19 protein-coding genes and 1 tRNA gene are annotated in these 20,436 nt (G+C 72.7%); 8 read left to right on the plus strand and 12 right to left on the minus strand.

Annotated elements, in window-relative coordinates:
- Positions 1 to 52: 52 nt before the first annotated feature.
- Positions 53 to 1,177 carry a 23S rRNA (uracil(747)-C(5))-methyltransferase RlmC gene (rlmC, locus tag NHH00_RS19875; RefSeq protein ID WP_253055256.1) on the minus strand — a complete coding sequence of 375 codons (1,125 nt, stop codon included), beginning with the start codon at positions 1,175 to 1,177 and terminating at the stop codon, positions 53 to 55.
- 198 nt (positions 1,178 to 1,375) lie between these two features.
- On the opposite strand from rlmC, the gene NHH00_RS19880 reads away from it, so the two are divergent.
- The gene (locus NHH00_RS19880) at positions 1,376 to 3,025 is read left to right on the plus strand and encodes a glycoside hydrolase family 64 protein (protein ID WP_253055257.1); all 1,650 of its coding nucleotides are present in this window, start codon (positions 1,376 to 1,378) and stop codon (positions 3,023 to 3,025) included.
- A gap of 172 nt (positions 3,026 to 3,197) precedes the next feature.
- On the opposite strand, the gene NHH00_RS19885 is transcribed toward NHH00_RS19880, so the two are convergent.
- Positions 3,198 to 3,485, minus strand: coding sequence for a DUF4287 domain-containing protein (locus NHH00_RS19885; RefSeq protein ID WP_064316845.1), 288 nt, complete (start codon positions 3,483 to 3,485; stop codon positions 3,198 to 3,200).
- 73 nt (positions 3,486 to 3,558) lie between these two features.
- Positions 3,559 to 3,798 carry a three-helix bundle dimerization domain-containing protein gene (locus NHH00_RS19890; RefSeq protein WP_253055258.1) on the minus strand — a complete coding sequence of 80 codons (240 nt, stop codon included), beginning with the start codon at positions 3,796 to 3,798 and terminating at the stop codon, positions 3,559 to 3,561.
- A 114-nt stretch (positions 3,799 to 3,912) separates the two neighbouring features.
- On the opposite strand from NHH00_RS19890, the gene NHH00_RS19895 reads away from it, so the two are divergent.
- Positions 3,913 to 4,263: a hypothetical protein gene (locus NHH00_RS19895; protein ID WP_253055259.1), complete on the plus strand. Its 351-nt coding sequence runs from the start codon at positions 3,913 to 3,915 to the stop codon at positions 4,261 to 4,263.
- A 38-nt stretch (positions 4,264 to 4,301) separates the two neighbouring features.
- On the opposite strand, the gene NHH00_RS19900 is transcribed toward NHH00_RS19895, so the two are convergent.
- Positions 4,302 to 4,374, minus strand: a tRNA-Lys gene (locus NHH00_RS19900).
- A gap of 368 nt (positions 4,375 to 4,742) precedes the next feature.
- On the opposite strand from NHH00_RS19900, the gene NHH00_RS19905 reads away from it, so the two are divergent.
- Positions 4,743 to 5,024 (plus strand): HesB/IscA family protein, encoded by a 282-nt coding sequence (locus NHH00_RS19905; protein ID WP_253055260.1) that lies wholly within the window; start codon positions 4,743 to 4,745, stop codon positions 5,022 to 5,024.
- 150 nt (positions 5,025 to 5,174) lie between these two features.
- Here the strand turns inward: NHH00_RS19905 and NHH00_RS19910 are convergent, their stop codons facing one another.
- Positions 5,175 to 5,891, minus strand: coding sequence for a M50 family metallopeptidase (locus NHH00_RS19910; RefSeq protein WP_253055327.1), 717 nt, complete (start codon positions 5,889 to 5,891; stop codon positions 5,175 to 5,177).
- Positions 5,892 to 6,266: 375 nt separating this feature from the next.
- Between NHH00_RS19910 and NHH00_RS19915 the strand changes: the two genes are divergently transcribed.
- Positions 6,267 to 7,778, plus strand: coding sequence for a DEAD/DEAH box helicase (locus NHH00_RS19915; RefSeq protein WP_253055261.1), 1,512 nt, complete (start codon positions 6,267 to 6,269; stop codon positions 7,776 to 7,778).
- A 138-nt stretch (positions 7,779 to 7,916) separates the two neighbouring features.
- Positions 7,917 to 8,345, plus strand: a complete 429-nt coding sequence (gene msrB, locus NHH00_RS19920) for a peptide-methionine (R)-S-oxide reductase MsrB (RefSeq protein ID WP_253055262.1) — start codon at positions 7,917 to 7,919, stop codon at positions 8,343 to 8,345.
- Here the strand turns inward: msrB and NHH00_RS19925 are convergent.
- The 5 genes from NHH00_RS19925 to NHH00_RS19945 all read right to left on the minus strand — a co-directional run bounded on the left by NHH00_RS19925 (position 8,314) and on the right by NHH00_RS19945 (position 13,444).
- Positions 8,314 to 8,778 (minus strand): ribosomal maturation YjgA family protein, encoded by a 465-nt coding sequence (locus NHH00_RS19925; RefSeq protein WP_253055263.1) that lies wholly within the window; start codon positions 8,776 to 8,778, stop codon positions 8,314 to 8,316. The genes msrB and NHH00_RS19925 overlap by 32 nt on opposite strands.
- Positions 8,779 to 8,797: 19 nt before the next feature.
- The gene (locus NHH00_RS19930; protein ID WP_253055264.1) at positions 8,798 to 9,301 is read right to left on the minus strand and encodes a MarR family winged helix-turn-helix transcriptional regulator; all 504 of its coding nucleotides are present in this window, start codon (positions 9,299 to 9,301) and stop codon (positions 8,798 to 8,800) included.
- A gap of 151 nt (positions 9,302 to 9,452) precedes the next feature.
- Positions 9,453 to 11,162, minus strand: a complete 1,710-nt coding sequence (locus NHH00_RS19935) for an MDR family MFS transporter (protein WP_253055265.1) — start codon at positions 11,160 to 11,162, stop codon at positions 9,453 to 9,455.
- Positions 11,163 to 11,313: 151 nt separating this feature from the next.
- Positions 11,314 to 11,817 (minus strand): MarR family winged helix-turn-helix transcriptional regulator, encoded by a 504-nt coding sequence (locus NHH00_RS19940; RefSeq protein WP_253055266.1) that lies wholly within the window; start codon positions 11,815 to 11,817, stop codon positions 11,314 to 11,316.
- A 172-nt stretch (positions 11,818 to 11,989) separates the two neighbouring features.
- Entirely contained in the window at positions 11,990 to 13,444 is a 1,455-nt protein-coding gene (locus NHH00_RS19945; RefSeq protein ID WP_253055267.1) for a sugar porter family MFS transporter, read from the minus strand.
- Positions 13,445 to 13,709: 265 nt separating this feature from the next.
- On the opposite strand from NHH00_RS19945, the gene NHH00_RS19950 reads away from it, so the two are divergent.
- The 3 genes from NHH00_RS19950 to NHH00_RS19960 all read left to right on the plus strand — a co-directional run bounded on the left by NHH00_RS19950 (position 13,710) and on the right by NHH00_RS19960 (position 16,988).
- Positions 13,710 to 14,309, plus strand: a complete 600-nt coding sequence (locus NHH00_RS19950; protein WP_253055328.1) for a hypothetical protein — start codon at positions 13,710 to 13,712, stop codon at positions 14,307 to 14,309.
- Between the two features lie 1,051 nt (positions 14,310 to 15,360).
- Positions 15,361 to 15,981, plus strand: a complete 621-nt coding sequence (locus NHH00_RS19955) for a DUF47 domain-containing protein (RefSeq protein ID WP_047231395.1) — start codon at positions 15,361 to 15,363, stop codon at positions 15,979 to 15,981.
- 5 nt (positions 15,982 to 15,986) lie between these two features.
- Entirely contained in the window at positions 15,987 to 16,988 is a 1,002-nt protein-coding gene (locus NHH00_RS19960; RefSeq protein WP_253055268.1) for an inorganic phosphate transporter, read from the plus strand.
- A 100-nt stretch (positions 16,989 to 17,088) separates the two neighbouring features.
- Here NHH00_RS19960 and NHH00_RS19965 read toward each other — a convergent pair whose 3' ends face one another.
- Positions 17,089 to 18,126: an NUDIX hydrolase gene (locus NHH00_RS19965; protein WP_253055269.1), complete on the minus strand. Its 1,038-nt coding sequence runs from the start codon at positions 18,124 to 18,126 to the stop codon at positions 17,089 to 17,091.
- 3 nt (positions 18,127 to 18,129) lie between these two features.
- Positions 18,130 to 20,394, minus strand: coding sequence for an RNA degradosome polyphosphate kinase (locus NHH00_RS19970; protein WP_253055270.1), 2,265 nt, complete (start codon positions 20,392 to 20,394; stop codon positions 18,130 to 18,132).
- Positions 20,395 to 20,436: the final 42 nt, after the last annotated feature.

Raw genomic sequence — 20,436 nt, forward strand, 5'->3', positions numbered from 1 at the left:
GACGCTCGGGTCGATCTCGGCGCCGGGGTGAACGGCACCCGTACGAGCGCGGTCAGCCGCGCTCGAGCAGGACCGCGACCTCGTAGTGCGACGTCTGCGGGAACATGTCGAGCACCCGGGCGGCGCGCGGGTGCAGCGACGGCATGCGCGCGAGGTCGCGCGCGAGCGACGTCGCGTTGCAGCTCGAGTAGACGACGTGCCCGACGCCGGACTCCTCGAGCCACATGCTGAGCGTCTCCCCGATGCCGCGCCGCGGCGGGTTGACGACGACGAGGTCGGGCGCGACGTGCCGCGACAGCGCGAACGCCGTCGCGTCCTGCGCGAGGAACGTCGCGCGGTCGAGGCCGGCGTCGCGCGCGGTGAGCCGCGCGCTCGCGACGGCCTCGGCGCTCGTCTCGACGCCGACGACGTCCCGGCCCGGTCCCGCGACGTGCAGCGCGAACCCGCCCACCCCGCAGTAGAGGTCCCAGACCGTGGCGGGCGCGGCGTCGTCGACCCACTCGCGGCCCTGGCGGTAGAGCGCGGCGGCGACGTCGGTGTTGGTCTGGAAGAAGCTCTGAGGGCGCAGGTGCAGGTCGATCCCGTTGACGCGCATGCGCAGCGTCTCGGCGTCCGTGAGGAGGATCTCCGTCTCGCCCTCGACCACGGCCTTGTGCTCCGGGTGCAGGTTCACCGAGACGACGCGCAGCGCCGGCAGCGCGTCGAGCAGGCTCGGCAGGTGCTTGCGGACCCGGGGGAGCGACTCGGTGGACCGCAGGACGAACCGTGCCATGAGGTCGCCGTCGGGGGACAGCGTCACCAGCACGTACTTGAGCTCGCCGCGACGGGCGCGCACGTCGTAGGGGACGAGCCGCGCGCGGGTCACGAAGTCCGCGAACGCCGGGAACGACGCCTGGAGCGCGGCCGGGTAGAGCGGGCAGTCGGTGAGGTCGACGCCGCCGCCCTCGCCGAGGATGCCGAGCACCGGGGCGTCCGTCGTGCCGGTCACGACCATCTTCGCCTTGTTGCGGAAGCCCGACTCCGCCGAGTCGACCGTGGGCAGCCAGGTCAGGTCGGGCGCGAGCGGCGCGAGGAGGTCGGCGCAGTGCTCCTGCTTGCCGGTGAGCTGCGCCGGGTAAGCGAGCTCGAGGAGGCTGCACGACCGGCACCGGCCGGCGTCGTAGTGGTGGCACTGCACTCGTTCGAGTCTAGGTGCCGGGCAGGCCCGGGTGCGGTGGGGGCCGTGCGGCGACGTCGTGGGAGCGCTCCCTGGCGCGTTGGCGTGGCGTCCGCTACGGTCGTGGCAGCGCTCCCACACCTCGTGCGGCAGTGCCGTCGCCGGGCCGTCCGGCGAGTGCGGTTTCGACGGAGCAACCGAACAAGGAGCAGACCTGGCATGAGTCTCGACAGGCGGAGAAGAAGCAGACGAGCGTGGGCCGCCCTGTGCGCGGCGGTCCTCGCGGTGAGCGGGGCGGTCGTCGGTGCGGCGGCCCCCGCGAGCGCGGTCCCGGCGACCATCCCGCTCACGATCACCAACGACTCGGGCAAGGGGCCGATCTACCTGTACGTCCTCGGCGAGCGCGACGGCGTCGCCGGCTGGGCCGACGCGGGCGGCACGTTCCACCCGTGGCCCGGCGGGGTGGGGCCCGTGCCCGTCCCGGCGCCCGACGCGTCGATCGCGGGCCCCGGCCCCGGCCAGTCCGTGACGATCCGGCTCCCGAAGCTGTCCGGGCGCGTCTACTACTCGTACGGCCAGAAGATGACGTTCCAGATCGTGCTCGACGGGCGGCTCGTCCAGCCCGCGGTCCAGAACGACTCCGACCCCAACCGGAACATCCTCTTCAACTGGACCGAGTACACGCTCAACGACGGCGGGCTGTGGATCAACAGCACGCAGGTGGACCACTGGTCCGCGCCGTACCAGGTGGGCGTCCAGCGCGCCGACGGGCAGGTCCTCAGCACGGGCATGCTCACGCCGAACGGCTACGAGGCGTTCTACACGGCCCTCGAGAGCGCGGGGTGGGGCGGGCTCGTGCAGCGCGCCCCTGACGGGAGCCGCCTGCGCGCGCTCAACCCGTCGCACGGGATCGACGTCGGCAAGATCTCCTCGGCGTCGATCGACTCGTACGTCACCGAGGTGTGGAACTCCTACCGCACGCGCGACATGGTCGTCACGCCGTTCTCCCACGAGCCCGGCACGCAGTTCCGCGGGCGGGTCGACGGCGACTGGTTCCGGTTCAGGAACGCGTCCGGGCAGGAGGTCGCAGCCTTCAAGAAGCCCGACGCGTCGAGCGTGTACGGGTGCCACAAGGACCTCCAGGCGCCCAACGACCACGTCGTCGGGCCGATCGCCCGCACCTTGTGCGCGGCGCTCATCCGCACCACGGCGCTGACGAACCCGAACCAGCCCGACGCGAGCGACGCCGGCTTCTACCAGGACGCGCGCACCAACGTCTACGCCAAGCTCGCGCACCAGCAGATGGCGAACGGCCGGGCGTACGCCTTCGCGTTCGACGACGTCGGCGCGCACGAGTCGCTCGTCCACGACGGCAACCCCCAGGCCGCCTTCATCAAGCTGGACCCGTTCACGGGCGCCGCGACGCCCATCGGCGACAACGGTGGCAGCACCGAGCAGCCGAACCCCGGCGGCGGCCTGCCGACCGGCACCGGGACGATCCGCGCCGGCGCCGCGCTGTGCCTCGACGTGCCGTGGGCCGACCCGACCGACACCAACCAGGTCCAGCTCGCGAACTGCAGCGGCAACGCGGCGCAGCAGTGGACGCGCGGGTCCGACGGGACCGTGCGCGCGCTGGGCAAGTGCCTCGACGTCGCCCGCAGCGGGACCGCGGACGGCACCGTCGTGTGGATCTACACGTGCAACGGCACGGGCGCCCAGCAGTGGGTCTACGACTCCGGCACCCAGGCCCTGCGCAACCCGCAGTCCGGCAAGTGCCTCGACGCCCAGGGTGGGGCGCCGCTCCACGACGGCCAGAAGGTCCAGCTCTGGACCTGCAACCAGACCGAGGCCCAGCGCTGGTCGTTCTGACGCCGCCCCGTCCCTGACCTGGCAGCACGCCCGGGTGCCCGACGCCGCCCGCTCGCGGGACGTCGTCGGGCACCCGGGGCTTCGTCGAGCGTGCACCGGGGCCGGCGACGGGCGACCCCGAGGTCTCCCTGCCCGCGGTGCGCGGGGCGACCCGGGCGGTGTCCGCGGTGCGTCAGGCGGGCTTGGTCGCCTTGCCGTCGAGCCACAGGGTGTCGGACTCGTCGCGGTGCGTGCCGTCGGACCCCACGTGCTTCGACGAGATCTGCGGGCCCTTGGTGATGACGTGCACGATCGCCATGCCGTGCCCGCGCCCGAGCCCGTAGTCGTCCTTGAGCCACTCGAGGATCGGCGTCGCCTTCGTGGACTCGTCGAACCCGCGCTCGTGCGCCAGGTCGACGAGCTGGCGCGGGGTGAGGCCGGTCTTGTCCTCGACCGCGTCGAGATAGGCCTGGAAGGACATGCGTGCTCCTCGTCGTCGGGGGGGGGCCGCTCGACCCGCCGGTGAACCTACCGACGGCCGCCCACACCCGGACTCATCGGCCGGGCGGCGGCGTCCTCCGCGCGGGCCGGGGCGGTCGGCTGCCCGACCGCAGCACGTCCGTCACCGCGTTCTCCACCAGGACCGGCACGAAGTCGCGCACGTGCGCTGTCTGGTAGCGCCCGAGCTCCGCGAGCACCTGGTCGCGGACGTCGTCCACCGGCACCTCCGGGAAGCGCGCACTGATCCGCTCGACCACGACGTCGATCTCGCGGTCCTCGTCCTCCATCGCCATGACCCGACGTTCCGGCCCTACGGTGCGGGGCACAACCAACAGCGGATGAACACGAGGCGCACGCGCCGCGCCGCCCGCATGCGGTCCTCGGATCCCGGTACGCTCGGGCAACCGATGTGGACGATCCTCGTGCTGTGCGCGTTCCTCGCACTCCTGGCCGCCGCGGTGTGGCCGGCGGTGCGGCGCCGTGGTGCCCCGGGTCGTCGGTTCCGTGCCGTCCTCGCAGCCACGACCGCGACGCTCGTCCTGGGCCTGATGCTCGTGACCGTGGCGCCTCGCGACGTCACCGACGACGGACAGCGGTACACGTGCATCGAGGAGCCGCTCGGCGGGCTGAACCCGCTGTCGTCCGACGCGACCGACGCGTGCGTCCAGGCGAGCTGGACGACGATCGCCGTCGTGCTGCTCGGGTGCGCGGCACTGGTGGCAGCGGAGCACGTCGTGGTCCGCCGTCGTGCACGCTGACCGCGGTCGCTCGCCCGCGGGGCGGCGCGCGCGGAGAGTGGGCCCCGTGGGGTTCGAACCCACAACCTACGGATTAAAAGTCCGCAGCTCTGCCAATTGAGCTAGAGGCCCTGGACGCCCGGCGGCGTCCAGGCACAGGCTACCCGCGCGCCCGGGTCGGCAGTTCGCCACGACGTCGGCGGTCCCTGCCGATATCGGCAACCGGGAGCGCCGATCTCGGCAGGAGCTGCCGACCGCGGGTGTAGCGGGCGCGCGGGCGCGGACCCTACGCGCGTCGTCGGGCGCTGTCACGCGCGGTCTTGGTCCGTGAGAAATTCGGTGAGAATCGGGCGATTCGCTTGCGAGTCGAGCCCGTTCTTGTTTCGGTGGAGTGGACCGAGGGGCCCGCGGGAGGGTGCACCGACGGCAGGTCACGCCGGCCAGGCGTGAGCCGCACGGACGTGTCCCGCAGGCCCCGCCCGGCGACGAGAGGAGCTCTCGTGCTCACCCTGACCGACAACGCCCGTACCGCTGTCCACGACCTGCAGACCCAGGCCGGTGTCCCGGAGGGAGGCGGTCTGCGGATCGCCGAGTCCGCGGACCAGGCGGGCAGCTTCGAGCTCGCGCTCGTGCCCGGCCCGCAGCCTGACGACACGGTGGTCGAGGACGGTGAGGCGAAGGTGTTCGTGGAGTCCGCCACGGCCCCGACCCTCGCGAACCTCACGCTCGACACGGACCCGAACGCGCAGGGCCCGGCGTTCGTCCTGACTCCTCAGGGCTGACACCACCAGTTCTCCCGGCGCCCGCGCCGGACGATCTCGACGACGCGTCCTCCTCCTCCTCCAGGCGCGTCTCTGGTCGCACGACGGGCCGTCCGCTCCGGCGGGCGGCCCGTCGTCGTGCCGGGCGGCGGCAGCCTCTTCGCGCCGTCCTCAGGCCGCCCGCCCCACGATCCACGAGCCGCCGAGCACGGCGGCGCCCAGCGTGACGACGAGGAACACCCCGACCCAGAACAGCCCGGGCAGGTGCGTGAGGCGCGCGAGGATGTCGGCGTCGGAGGTCGCCGCCCGTCCGCGCGACCGCTCGCTCTGCAGCTCCAGCACGGGCCGGACCGCCCCGAGCAGCAGGAACCACGTGACGGCGTAGGCGACGGCGCTCTGCACGTCGGGCGACGCCCACCACGACACGCCGACGAGCGCGGCTCCCGTGACGAGCACGGACCACAGCCCGAACCAGTTGCGGATCTGCAGCAGCATGAGGGCGAGCAGCACGACGAGCAGCCACAGCAGCCCGACGGCGTAGCCCTGGCGCAGGAGCGCGGCGGCCCCGAGCCCGATGAGGCCCGGTCCGACGTACCCCAGGAACGCGGTGAGGATCATGCCGAACCCGCGCGGCCGGCCAGACGACACGGTGAGGCCGGAGGTGTCGGAGTGCAGCCGGATGCCCGAGAGGCGCCGTCCGGTGAGCAGCGCGGCGAGCGCGTGCGAGGCCTCGTGCGCGATCGTCACGACGTGCCGCGCGACGCGCCAGACCGGCGTGACCAGCACGACCGCCAGGGCGAGCACGCCCATCGCCACGACGACGGCGGTCGCCGGGGGAGCGACGGGCGTCGTCGCGGCCTCCCACACCTGCCCGACGACGTCCCCCACGGAGGAGGCGACGTCGCCTCCGGAGGTGGTCCCGCCGTCGGACAGCACGGCTCGGGCTACGGCGAGGGAGGGCGTCGGCGCGTGCACGCGCGCCATTCCACCACAGACGGCTCGGAGCCCGCCGAGAACGACTCCGCGCGCGGTCGAGCACGACATGGCGGTCGCGAAGACGCCGTTGACGTCCTCCATGTCGTGTTCGGCGGCGGACCCGGCGCGTGCCACCGGCGACGAGACGCACCTCACCCGTGCTCCGGCGTCCGGCATGAGACACTGGAGGTTCGAGGGCAGCGCGATCCCGCGCGCCCCGCGTCGTGGAGATCCCCCCGGATTGCGTGCGGCGGACCCCGACCTTGAGCCCCGAGAGGCCCATCACCTGTGACTTCCTTTGCCGACTTCGGCCTGCCCACCCCTGTCGTGCGCGAGCTCTCTCGCCAGGGCATCGACTCCCCGTTCCCCATCCAGACCGCCACGCTGCCCGACTCGCTGAAGGGCCGTGACGTCCTCGGCCGCGGCCGCACGGGCTCCGGCAAGACCCTCGCGTTCTCGCTGCCGACCGTCTCGCGCCTGTCGTGGGCCAAGTCGTCGCGCCAGCCGCGCCGGCCGCGCGCCCTCGTGCTGTGCCCGACGCGCGAGCTCGCCAACCAGATCAACGCCACGATGGAGCCGGTCGCGAAGGCGCTCGGCCTCGTGACGACGACGATCTTCGGCGGCGTCGCGCAGTCGCGGCAGGTCGCCGCGCTCGACAAGGGCGTGGACATCGTCATCGCGTGCCCCGGCCGCCTCGAGGACCTCCTCAACCAGCGCCTGCTCACGCTCGACGGCGTCGAGATCACGGTGCTCGACGAGGCCGACCACATGGCCGACCTCGGGTTCCTGCCCGGCGTGAAGCGCATCATGGACAAGACGCCGAAGCAGGGTCAGCGCATGCTGTTCTCCGCGACGCTCGACAACGGCGTGGACCAGCTCGTCAAGCGCTACCTCAGCAGCCCGGTGCGCCACTCGGTGGACGACGCCGCGGCGGCGCCCCCGCAGATGACGCACCACATCCTCGCGGTGCGCGACGCGGACGCGAAGAAGCAGATCGTGCACGAGCTCGCGTCCGGCACGGGCCGCCGCGTGCTGTTCATGCGCACCAAGCACCAGGCGAAGAAGCTCGCGAAGCAGCTCACCGCGAACGGCGTCCCGGCCGTCGACCTGCACGGCAACCTCGGCCAGGGCGCGCGCGAGCGCAACCTCGAGGCGTTCTCCTCGGGCGCGGTCAAGGTGCTCGTCGCGACGGACATCGCGGCGCGCGGCATCCACGTCGACGACGTGGAGCTCGTCGTGCACGTCGACCCGCCGGCCGAGCACAAGGCGTACCTGCACCGCTCGGGCCGCACCGCGCGCGCCGGGTCGGAGGGGGTCGTCGTCACCGTCATGCTCCCGGAGCAGCGCGGCGACGTGCGCGACCTCACGCGCAAGGCGAAGATCACCGCCCAGCCGAAGCCGGTCGCGCCCGGCGACGCGACGATCAAGGGCCTCGTCGGCGAGGTCGCGGAGTACGTGCGCCCGGCGGACATCACACCGCCGCAGACGCAGGCGAAGCGCGGCACCACGTCCACCAACGGCGGGTCTCGCGCGTCGCGCCGCAACCGCGGCGGGCAGGGCGGCGGCCGTCCCGCGGCCCAGGGCGCCGGCCAGGGCACGACGGCGCAGCGCGGCCAGGGCGGCCAGCGCGCGTCGGGTGCGGGTCGCCCCGAGGGCGGCGGCCGGGACGGACGCGGCGCCTCGGGCACCGGGAACGGCTCGACGGGCCAGTCCGCAGGTCGCCGCCGCGGCGGCCGCGGCCGCGCGCAGCGCCCGGCCGGCGGCTCGAGCACCGTCTACTCGACGTCCAGCCCGCGCTGACTCGTCGCCCACCCGGTTGTGGGCATGAGATGGGCCCGGTCTCCTCGTCGAGACCGGGCCCATTTCACGCCCACAACGGAGGGTGACGGTCGGGAACAGCGCGGCGGGGCGCGGGGTTGGGATGGTCGGAGGTGGATCATGACCAGCCAGACCCACGAGAACCAGCCCTACGAGGTCGTCAAGACCGACGACGAGTGGCGCGCCGAGCTGTCACCGCAGGAGTTCGCCGTGCTGCGGCAGGCGGGGACGGAGCGCGCCTGGACGGGCGAGCTGCTCGACGAGAAGCGCGTCGGCGTCTACGCGTGTCGGGCGTGCGGCAACGAGCTGTTCCGGTCGGACACCAAGTTCGACTCGCACTGCGGGTGGCCGAGCTTCTTCAGCCCGCTCGCGGGAGACCGCGTCGAGCTCCTCACCGACCGCAGCCTCGGCATGGTGCGGACGGAGGTGCGCTGCGCGCGCTGCGGGTCGCACCTGGGCCACGTGTTCGACGACGCGCCCCAGACCCCGACGGGCGACCGGTTCTGCATGAACTCGGTCAGCCTGACCTTCCAGGCCGCGTCGGAGTAGCCGACCGGGCGCTGGCCCCCGTGTCGACCGCGCACGCGAGCCCGACGCCCACCAGATAGCAGACCAGGTCCCGCACCGCGAACGTGCTGCCCAGCAGCCACGCCGCGGGCGGGACCGCGTCGTTCACGGCCGCGGCCAGGCCCGTCGCCTGCAGCGCCTCGACCGCCCAGCACCAGCCGAGCGCGACGGCGCCCGCGACGACGGGGCGGACGCGCGCGAGGACCAGGACCACCAGGACGTACGTCGCGACGGCGTACAGGACGTCACCGCCGACGTCCCCCCACGGGTCGGGCACGCGCGTCGCGACGACGAGCCCCGCGAGCACGACCAGCCCGAGGACGAGGGCGACGAGGATCCGACGCCGTCGCCGAGGCCCTGAGATCGCGGGCGCGACGAGGCCGCGGGCCGGACGGTCGCCGTCGGGCACGGTCACGCCGCGGGGGTGCGAGCCGTCACCGGTTCGCGGACCAGCGCACGACGTCCTCGGAGTAGCGGTGCAGGAGCGACGCGAGCGTCGCGACGTCGCGCCGGTCCCATCCCTCCAGCGCCTCGGTGATCGAGGTGACCCGACCGCTGTGCGCGGCGTGGAGCCGCGTCTCGCCGTCGGGCGTGAGGGTGATGAGCTGTCCGCGCGAGTCGTCGGGGTCGACCTCGCGCGCGACGAGGCCCAGGGCGTGGAGCCGGCTGAGCTGGCGCGAGATCGTCGCCCGCCCGACGCCGAAGTGCGCGGCGAGCTCCGAGCCGCGGACACCCGGGTGGTCGGCGATGTGCGCGAGCAGCGGGTAGGCGCTGGCCTCGAGGTCCGGGTGGATCCGGCGTGCCATGGCGGTCGCGGCCGCCCCGCCGCGGCGCAGGAGGACCCGCAGCTCACGTTCGAGGTCGACGTACGCGACGTCCGGCTCTGCGTCGCGCGTGGCGTCGGGAACGGTGCGGGTGGGAGCGGTCTCGGCGGGCACACGCCCATCATGACGCCCGGGACGGCCAACGGTCACGCCCGTCCGAAAACCTCACCCGCTGGACGGCCGACCAACACGCCGAGTGCAGGAAATATGCGGCCCCGAACCGATTCGAGACCGCATATTCCCTGCACCCAGCGTGCGGGGTGGCTCAGCGGGACGAGCGGACCGTCCGCTCGTCGTCGACCACGCCCGCCGGCTCGAACGCCTCGAGGAGGGTGGACTCCGTCTCCTCGGTGAGGGTCACGCGGTCCGGGGTCGCGTCGACGGGGGCCTCGCTGCCGGCGAGCGCAGCCTCCTTCTCGAGGCGCTCCTGCAGGCCGGTCTTGGTCCCGAGCGGCACCTCCTTGAGGAACGCCACGGCGATCAGCGCGATCAGCGCGAGCGGCACCGCGACGAGGAAGATCTCGGCGATCCCGTCGCCGTAGGACTTCTCGACGAGGTCCTTGATCGGCGCCGGCAGGGTCGAGACGTCGGGCACGGCGTTGCCGCCGCCCATCGAGTCGGCCGGGATGCCGAGCGTGGTCAGGCCGTCCTGGATCGACGTCGTGACCTTGGTCGCGAGCACCGCGCCGAGCACGGACACGCCGATCGCGCCGCCGAGGCTGCGGAAGAACGCGACCGTCGAGGTGCCGGCGCCCATCTCGTCGACGTCGAGCGTGTTCTGCACGGCCAGCACGAGGTTCTGCATGAGCATGCCCATGCTGACGCCGAGGAAGAACAGGTAGACGCTGATGAGCGTGAAGCTCGTGTGGTAGTCGATCGTCGACAGGGCGAACAGCGACGCCACGAGGACCGCGCCACCCGTGACCATGAAGGCCTTGTAGCGGCCGTACCGCGTGATGAGCTGGCCGAACAGGGTCGACGCGACGAACGTGCCGATGATCATCGGGACCGTCAGGAGACCCGACTCGGTCGGCGTCTTGCCGCGCGCCACCTGCATGTACTGGCTGAGGAACACGGCGGTGCCGAACATCGCGACGCCGACCGCGACCGAGGCGACGACCGCGAGGACGAACGTGCGGTTCTTGAAGAGGTGCAGCGGGATGAGGGGCTCGGGGGTCACGCGCTCGACGAGCACGGCACCGACGAGCGCGAGGACCGCGCCGCCGACCATGGCGAAGGTCTGCCACGAGAGCCACTCGAAGTTCTGCCCGGCGAACGTCACCCACAGCAGGAGCGAGGACACGCCGGCGCTGATGAGGATCGCGCCCCAGTAGTCGATCCGGACGACGCGGCGCGCGACCTTCGGCAGGTGCAGCGTGCGCTGGAGCACGATGATCGCGGCGATCGCGAACGGCAGGCCGACGAAGAAGTTGAGGCGCCAGCTCACGGCGTCGGTGAGGACGCCGCCCAGGAGCGGTCCGCCGATCTGGCTCACGGCCATGATGCCGCCCATGAGCCCCATGAACTTGCCGCGCTCGCGCGGCGAGATGATGTCCGTGATGAGCACGGTGGCGAGGGCCATGAGGCCGCCCGCGCCGATGCCCTGGAAGGCGCGGAGCGCGATGAGCGTCCCGACGTTCTGCGACAGGCCGGCGAGGGCGGAGGACACGACCGCGACGACGAGCGCGACCTGAATGAGGACCTTGCGGTTGGTGAGGTCGGCGAGCTTGCCCCAGATCGGGGTCGAGATCGTCATGGCGAGCAGGGTCGAGGTGACGACCCAGGTGTAGGACGACTGCGATCCGTCGAGGTCGCTGACGATCTTGGGGAGCGAGCTGGAGACGATCGAGCTCGCGAGGATCGCGACGAACATGCCGAGGAGGATCCCGGAGAGGGACTCCATGACCTCGCGACGGGTCATGGACGACTCGGCGCCGCCGGGCGGGGCGGTGCGTTCTGGGGTGGTGCTGGTCATGAGGCGCTGAGGTTCCTTGCTCACGGGGCCGTGTCGGAGGGCCGGCGTGTCGTGGGGCGGTGTCAGGTGGTCTGGTGGCCGGTCCGCGCGGCGGCGCGGGCGGCGGTCGGGGGACGTGCCCGACGGCGGTGGTGCCGCCGGGCGCCGTCGGTCACCCGGTCGTGCGGGGTGCGGCGTGGCCGGCGACGACCGCGGAGGCCACGCGCTCGATCTGGCGCGTGGCCTCGACGATCTCCTCGTCGCGCCACTCGGCGAACGTCGTGGCGGCGAGGGAGTCGATGTGCTCGTACGCCCGCAGGACGAGCCCGCGCCCCGCGTCGGTGAGCTCGACGGTCCGGGCGCGCCGGTCGTCGTCGTCCACCGTGCGGCGGACGAGGCCCTCGTCGACCAGGTGGCTCACCTGGCGGCTGGCCACGGAGAGGTCGACGCGGAGCTTCGCGGCGATGTCCCCGAGCTGGACGGGACCGCACCGCTGGAGCATGCGGAGCAGGCCGAACGACGAACGCGGGATGTCGAGGTCGCGCGCGATGCGGACGGCCGACTCGCGCTGGGCGCGGGCCAGCTCGTCGAGCGCGCGGATGAGGCCCGCCGCGGGGGACGGGTCGGGTGCGAGCTCGGGGTCCGCGGTGGTCGCGGCGGGGGTGATGACGGGCACGGGCACTCCTTGGTTGCTGCAGGCAAGCATACTCCTCGCAGTTGCTTTCAGCAACCATTGTGCGGAGCAAGGAATTCCCGACCGGGCTCACAGGACCCGGACACGGCCGAACCCGGGGTCGCTCCTCAGGTGGCGGACGCCGTGGGGAGCGACCCCGGGTTCGGCAGGAGGGCTAGTGCGCCGTGCGGCCTACGCGTTCGTCGCCCATGTCCTCGAGCTCGACACCCTTCGTCTCCGGGACCTTGCTGAAGACGAAGACGAACGACAGCGCCGCGAAGACCGCGTACATGAGATAGGGGATCGAGGCACCGAACGCCGACAGCATCGGCGGGAACGTGAGGGTGATCGCGAAGTTCGCGAGCCACTGCGCCATGGCCGCGACGCCGAGCGCGGCCGCACGGATGCGGTTCGGGAACATCTCGCCGAGCAGCACCCAGACGAGCGGCCCCCACGACGCCCCGAAGAACACGACGAACGCGTTCGCCGCGACCAGGGCGATGGGGCCCCACGGGTCGGGCAGGGTGATGTTGTCACCGGTCCCGCTCGACTGCGTGAAGGCGAGCGCCATGATGCCGAGCGACAGCGTCATGCCCGCCGAGCCGATGAGCAGGATCGGACGACGACCCACCTTGTCCACGAGCGCGATCGCGATGAACGTCACCGCGACGTTCGTCACCGACGTGATCGTCGAGACGAGGAACGACTGGCTCTCGTCGAACCCGACCGCCTGCCACAGCGTCGTCGAGTAGTAGAAGATCACGTTGATCCCGACGAACTGCTGGAACACCGACAGCAGGATGCCGACCCACACGATCGGCTTGAGCCCGAACGTCGAGCCCTTGAGCGTCCCCTCCTGGGCGTTCTTCTCGTCGACCGCGATCGAACGGTGGATCTGTGCGATGCGGTCGTCGACGTCCTCGTCCGGGCCCAGGACGGACTCCAGCACGGCGCGCGCCTCGTCGTCGCGACCCTTCGCCACCAGGTAGCGCGGCGACTCCGGGATGCGCATCGCGAGGATGCCGTACACGGCGGCCGGGATCACGCAGAGGAGGAACATCCACCGCCACGCCTCCCACCCGAACCACAGCTCGTTGGAGGCGCCGCCCGCCGTCTCGGCGAGGAGCTGGTCGGACAGCAGCGCCGCGAAGATGCCGACCGTGATCGCGAGCTGCTGCAGCGACCCCATGCGACCGCGCAGCCGCGCCGGCGCGATCTCCGCGATGTAGGCCGGGGCGATGACGGACGCGATGCCGATGCCGACACCCGCCATGAAGCGCCAGATCGCGAGGTCGAACGCCGACCACGCGATCGCGGACAGGATCGAGGACGCGAAGAACAGGATCGCGCCGAACACCATCACGCGCGTGCGGCCCCAGCGGTCGGCCAGCCGGCCGCCCGACCACGCTCCGAGCGCGCAGCCGAGGAGCGCGATCGCGACGACGAGCCCCGTGACGGCCGAGTCGAGGTCGAACTGGCCCTCGATCGCAGCGACGGCCCCGTTGATGACCGAGCTGTCGAAGCCGAAGAGGAACCCGCCGACGGCGGCGGCGACGGCCAGACCGATCGCCTTCCGGTGCGCGCTGCGTGCGCTCACGGTCGCGTGACCTGCTGCGTCGCTGCTCGACATCTCGTCCTCCGCTCCGTCCCGGAGCCGGTCGAGGCCCCTCTCGTCACTGTAGGGCGGGGTGCTTTCGGCGGCGCGGCGAACGGGGGTGCCGCCTCGCCGGGGCCTCGGGTCGCTGGTCGTCCGCCACGGCGGGGGTACCGGGACGGTGCGACCGGGCCCCCACCGGGTGGACACTGGGCGCGTGCCCGACGACGTCCCCGCCACCCCCGCAGGCCGGCCCGACCCCGGTCGGTCCGACCGCACGCAACGACCCCGCCGCCCGGCGATGCTCGACCCCCGCGACGCCGACGAGCTCCCCGGCGAGCTCGACCCCGCGCTCCGCGACCAGGTCGCGCACACGACCGCGCACGCGATCGTCCACCGCGCGCGCGACACCGAGGACCCGGAGGTCGTCGAGCGCCTGGTCCACCTCGTGGAGACCGAGGGGCTCGACGTCGTCGCCGGCCTGTGGTCCGACGCCGCCCCGAACTCCCTGCCGGGCGCGCTCTGGCGGCTCTACGTGCTGCGCGAGTGGGTCCGCCGCGACCCGCAGACGGTGACGCTGCGGTACCGCCTCGGGGTCGACGCCGCCCCCGTCCACGAGGCCATCGCCGGCGTCCCCCGACCACCCGGCCCCCAGGACGTGCGCGACCTCGTCGATGCCGTGCTCTCCGGCGTGTTCACCGGCGACCTCGCCGTCGCGCTCGAGCGGGCCGGGTCGTTCTGCCGCATCCTCGCGACCGGCGCCGCGTTCGACGCCGACGCGCGCGAGGTCGCTGACCCCGACGGCGCGCTCCGCACGACCCGCGGCGCCGGGTCGCTCCTCCGCACCGCCCAAGAGCTCGAGCACGCCGCCGAGCTCTGGCGCGCCGACCGCCTCGACTGAACCCCCGAGGGAGACCGCCGACCGCGTGAGGTAGAGCCCTGGTCGCGCGAGGTAGAGGCCTGGTTGGACAAGGTAGAGCCGTGGTTCTTGTGTTCGACGGCGAGTGGTTGCCTTGGGTGGGCGGGGTGGGTGGTGGTGCCGCGTCTACCATCCGCCGCTCGTTCCTCGCGGCTCCCGCCAGGCCCGACCACGACGCGGCACCACCACCCACCCCGCCCTATGTCGTCTCGCCCTGGTCAGTCCTCGCCCGGGCGACGGCCCGCGGTGGTCGTTCACGACTTGCCGTGCGGCCGGTCGTCGTTGCGTTCGCTGTTCCGCTGTCCGACGGAGTCTCGATGTTGCCGCCGGCGTGTCGAGAAGGCGGTCGGGGCGCGGGCCGTCGTCGTGGGTCGTGACCACGGTTCTACCTCGGCCGACCAGGGCTCTACCTCGCGCGACCATGGCTCTACCTCCGCCGACCATGGCTTTACCTCGGTCGACCATGGCTCTACCTCGCGCGACCAGGGGACTATCTCCGGGGGGCGGGGGGTCTGCTTCGGCTGGTTGGGCGGAGGGTGCGGGGTGCGGGGGTGGTGCGCACGTCGGGGGGTGGGGTTCTCGCGGAGCGCGAACACGGGGTCGGCGAGGTATCTCGGGGGGCGGTCGGCACGTACGATGGTTCACGACGCCGGGCCGCGGTAGCCCCGGGCTCCACACTCAGCCGCTACGAGCGGCCACGCGCCGAGAGGCGCTCCCGGTCCGGCGTCGCCAACTTCTCCCGCCTTCCCCGCCCGTCGCGCCCGCGTCGTCGCGCACGGGACGGGTGGTCGCCCCGGCGAGGACGCCGGGCGCGGGCTGCGGGTGTCCTGAGGATCCGGGACCTTCGCCCCGACGATTCCAGCATCGCGCCGTGCGTCGGATACATTTGACGAGAGTTCGACGTGCGTTCATCCAGAGATCATCCGACCCGAGATCGTGACCACCCCGGCTGACCGGCCCCGTCCGGCGGCCGAGCGGCCCCTGTGGCCGACGCCAGCTCAGCCCCTACCCCGCGTCCCTTCCGGAGCCTCCCGTGCGCCTGCGCCTGACACCGCGCGACACCTCGTTCTTCGACCTTCTCGCCGCCTCGGCGCAGCACCTGGTCACAGGGTCCACGCTCCTGGCGGAGCTGCTGGGCGCGGACCGCCCGACGCGCAAGCAGCTCGCGAAGCAGCTCAGCGAGACGGAGCACCTCGCGGACGACGCGACGCACTCGATCATGCGGCGGCTCAACCAGACGTTCGTCACCCCGTTCGACCGGGACGACATCTACGCCCTCGCGTCGGCGCTCGACGACTGCATGGACTTCATGGAGGAGGCGGCCGACCTCATCGTCCTCTACAAGGTGGACGAGCTCCCGGCCCGCGTGTCCGAGCAGGTCCAGGTGCTCCAGCGCGCGTCGGAGCTCACGGCCGAGGCGATGCCGCGCCTGCGCTCCATGGACGACCTCCCCGAGTACTGGGTCGAGGTCAACCGCCTGGAGAACCAGGCGGACAAGGTCCACCGCAAGCTGCTCGCCGAGCTGTTCGACGACGTGTCCGACCCGGTCCTCCTCATGAAGCTCAAGGAGATCGTCGAGGTCCTCGAGCAGGCGGCCGACGCCTTCGAGAAGGTCGCGAACACGGTCGAGACCATCGCGCTCAAGGAGTCCTGAGCCCCGTGGAGGCTGTGCTCGTCGTCGTCGTCGTGGCGTTCGCCCTGGCGTTCGACTACACCAACGGGTTCCACGACGCCGCGAACGCCATCGCGACCTCGGTCTCGACCAGGGCCCTCACGCCGCGCGCCGCGCTCCTCATGGCGGCGGTGTTCAACCTCATCGGCGCCCTGCTGGGCACGGCCGTCGCGCAGACCATCGCCGAGGACATCGTCGCGGTCAACGACGTCCCACCCCATCAGGGACTCGTGATCGTGCTGTGCGGCCTCGTCGGCGCGATCACGTGGAACCTCATCACGTGGTGGCTGGGGCTGCCGTCGTCCTCGACGCACGCGATCATCGGCGGTCTCGCCGGCGTCGGGATCGCGTCGGGCATCACGGTCCACTGGGACGCGATCCTCGACAAGGTCGTGCTGCCCATGGTCTTCTCGCCGCTCATCGGCTTCGGGCTCGCGTTCGCGATCATGGTGCTGCTGCTGTGGGTGTTCCGGAACGCGGCGCCCGCCCGGGCGTTCCGTCGCTTCCGCATCGCGCAGACGGCGTCGGCGGCGGCGATGGCCCTGGGCCACGGCCTCCAGGACGCGCAGAAGACGATGGGCGTGATCGTGCTCGCGCTCGTCGCGGGCGGGTTCCAGGACGACAACACGATCCCGCTGTGGGTCAAGCTGTCCGCGGCGACCGCGATCTCCCTCGGCACGTACGCCGGCGGGTGGCGCATCATGCGCACGCTGGGCCGCAAGATCATCGAGCTCGACCCGGCGCGCGGCTTCGTCGCCGAGTCGGTCTCCGCCGTCGTGCTGTACGCCAACGCGTTCATCTTCCACGCTCCGGTGTCGACGACCCACACGATCACCTCCGCGATCATGGGCGTCGGTGCGACCAAGCGGCTGTCCGCGGTCCGCTGGGGCGTCGCGAAGAACATCGGGGTCGCGTGGGTCCTGACCATCCCGGCGGCCGCGCTCGTGGCGGCCGTCGTCTACTGGATCCTCAGCCCGATCCTGCTCTGACGCCGCGCGCCGGGCGCGCACACCGCACACGACGACGAAGACGGCGCTCCGCCGACCCGGGTACCGCCCGGATCGACGGGGCGCCGTCCTCGTCCTGGTCTCAGTGCAGCGGCGGGGCGACCTTCTCCGCCGCGACGACGCGCGGTCCCTTGGGGGTGCGGGCCACGTGGGCGACGATCATCTCGCCCGGCTCGAGGAACGGGTCGTGCGTCGGCAGGGCGTTCGCGACGGGTCGGCGCGAGTGCTGGCCGAGCACGTCGAGCACCGTGGGCAGCACGGGCCGGTGCGTGCACAGCACCGAGGACCGCTCGGCCTCGAGGAGCTCGCGGACGGTCCGCGCGACGCGCGCGGGGGAGCGCTCGTGCTGCGCCTCCGTGAGGTGGTCGATGCTCACGGTCTCCAGCCCCGACGCGCCGGCGTAGGGCGCGATCGTCTGCGCGCACCGGTCCCAGCGGCTCGTCACGACGGTCTCGACGCCGTACGCCGCGAGCACCGGCACCAGGGCGACGGCCTGGGCGTGCCCCGCCGGCGTGAGCGGCCGGTCCTGCTCGTCGCCGTGCCACGCCGAGCGTGCGACGGCCTTGCCGTGCCGCGCGATGACGACGACGTGCGTCGCCAGCCGGCCCTCCTCGCGCTCGCGCACGAGCGCCTCGAGCGGGGCACGGTCGGCCTGGCGCGTGAGGCGCTGCGCGGCGTCGTCGGCCGAGAGCCAGGCCGCGCGGTCGATCTCCTGCGGCGACACCGGCGGGACGGGCGCGCGCGCGGCGAGCGCACCGGCGTCCGCCTTCCGCGACGCCCTGCGCGCCGCCCAGTAGTGCACGCGCTTCACGCGGCCCTCGGGCGTGAGGTACTGCAGGCCCGGCAGGGGGACGCCCAGCACGACCGGCTTGCCGGTCTCCTCGGCGACCTCGCGCGCCGCGGCGGCCTGGAACGTCTCGCCGGGGTCGAGCTTGCCCTTGGGCCACGACCAGTCGTCGTACCGGGGCCGGTGGACGAGGCGGACCTGCAGGTCGTCGTCGCGCACGCGCCACACGAGGGCCCCGGCGGACTCGATGACCGGGGCGTGCGAGACGTGCGTCGGGCCGAGGGCGTCCACGAGGGGCAGACCGCTGCGCAGGGCGGGGGAGGGCACACCCATCCGCTACCGCCTCCCGACGAGCCGGCGGCGCTGTCGCTGCACGAGGCTCGCCTGGAGGTCGACGAGGGGCGTGCCGTCGGGTCCGGACTCCGGCCGGTGCCACGTGCCGTCGGCGTCGAGGTGCCACGACGCGGTGCGCTCGGACATCGACGCGTCGAGCAGGTCGAGCAGCTCGATGACCTGGTCGGGGTCCGTGATGCGCACGAGCGCCTCGACGCGGCGGTCGAGGTTGCGGTGCATGAGGTCGGCCGACCCGATGAACACCTCGGGCCCGCTGTCCGGGCCCTCGCCGATCGCTGGGCCCGCGGAGTTCGCGAACGCGTAGATGCGCGAGTGCTCGAGGAAGCGGCCGAGGATCGAGCGCACCCGGATGTTCTCGCTCAGGCCGGGGACGCCGGGGCGCACGGCGCAGATGCCCCGCACGACGAGGTCGACCTTCACGCCCGCCTGCGACGCGCGGTAGAGCGCGTCGAGCGTCGTCTCGTCGACCACGGAGTTGACCTTGATCTTGACCCACGCCTCGTGGCCCTCGCGCGCGGCGGTCGCCTCGCGGTCGATCCGCTCGACGAGGCCGGAGCGGACGGTGCGCGGCGCGACGAGCAGGCGGTGGAACCGCGACTGCGGCGCGTACCCGGAGAGCTGGTTGAACAGGCGCGTGAGGTCCTGCCCGACGTCGGGGTCGCACGTGAGCAGGCCGTGGTCGGTGTAGAGGCGTGCCGTCTTGGGGTGGTAGTTCCCGGTGCCGACGTGGCAGTAGCGGCGCAGGCCGTCCGACTCCTGGCGCACGACGAGAGAGAGCTTGCAGTGCGTCTTGAGCCCGACGATCCCGTACACGACGTGCACGCCCGCCTGCTCGAGCTTGCGCGCCCAGGAGATGTTGGCCTGCTCGTCGAACCGGGCCTTGATCTCGACGAGCGCGAGCACCTGCTTGCCCGCCTCGGCGGCGTCGATGAGCGCGTCGACGATCGGCGAGTCGCCCGACGTCCGGTACAGGGTCTGCTTGATCGCGAGCACCGCCGGGTCGGCCGCCGCCTGCTCGAGGAACGTCTGCACCGACGTCGAGAACGAGTCGTAGGGGTGGTGCAGCAGCACGTCGCGCTCGCGGATCGCGGCGAACACGTCCGTGGGCGACGCGCTCTCGACCTCTGCGAGGAGCCGGTGCGTCGTCGGGACGAACGGCGGGAAGTGCAGGTCCGCGCGGTCGAGGTCGGCGATGAGGTTGAGGCCCGTGAGGTCGAGCGGCTCGGGGATCTCGTACACCTCCTCCTCGACGACGCCCAGCTCGCGCACGAGCAGCGCCCGGATGCGCGGGCTGATCCCGGGCGTGAGCTCGAGCCGCACGGGCGGGCCGAACCGCCGGCGCAGGAGCTCCTTCTCCATCGCCTGGAGCAGGTTCTCGGCGTCGTCCTCCTCGACCTCCACGTCCTCGTTGCGCGTGACGCGGAACAGGTGGTGCTCGCGCACCTCCATGCCGGGGAACAGGTGGTCGAGGTGCTGGGCGATGACCTCCTCGATCGGCACGAACGACGTCGGCCCGCGGTCCGGGGCGGCCGTCTGCGACGTCGGTGCGCTCGGGCGGCCCCGCGCGTCCACGGCGATGAACCGCGGCAGGAGCGGCGGCACCTTGACCCGGGCGAAGTGCTCCTTGCCCGTGGTCGGGTTCGCCACGACGACCGCGAGGTTGAGCGACAGCCCCGAGATGTACGGGAAGGGGTGCGCCGGGTCGACGGCGAGCGGCGTGAGCACGGGGAAGATCTGCTTGCGGAAGAACTTGTGCAGGCGCTCCTGCTCGCGGGTCTCGAGCTCGTCCCAGTGCACGAGCGTGATGCCCTCCGCCGCGAGCGCGGGCTGGACCTCGTCGGCGAAGACGCGCGCGTGCCGCGCCATGAGGTCGTGCGCGCGCTCGCTGATCGCGTCGAGCACCTGGCGCGGCGACAGGCCGGACGCCGCGGTGACCGCGATGCCCGTCGCCATGCGGCGCTTGAGGCCGGCCACGCGGACCATGAAGAACTCGTCCAGGTTCGACGCGAAGATCGCCAGGAACCGCACGCGCTCCAGGAGCGGCTGGCTCGGGTCCTCCGCGAGCTCCAGCACGCGCTGGTTGAACGCGAGCCAGCTCAGCTCGCGGTCGGCGAACCGGTCGTCGGGCAGCGGACCGAGGTCGAGCCCCGTGCCGACCGGCTCGATCTCCGGCTCCTCCGCGATGTGCTCGGCGATGTGCGCGGCCAGGTCCGGGTCGAGCGTGCGCTGCGTGGACGTGTCGGTCATGGGTTCATGGTGGCACCAGTTGGTGAACGGTGCGTGACACGT

Origin of the sequence: Cellulosimicrobium cellulans (assembly GCF_024124905.1) — a bacterium.
GTDB lineage: Bacteria > Actinomycetota > Actinomycetes > Actinomycetales > Cellulomonadaceae > Cellulosimicrobium > Cellulosimicrobium cellulans_G.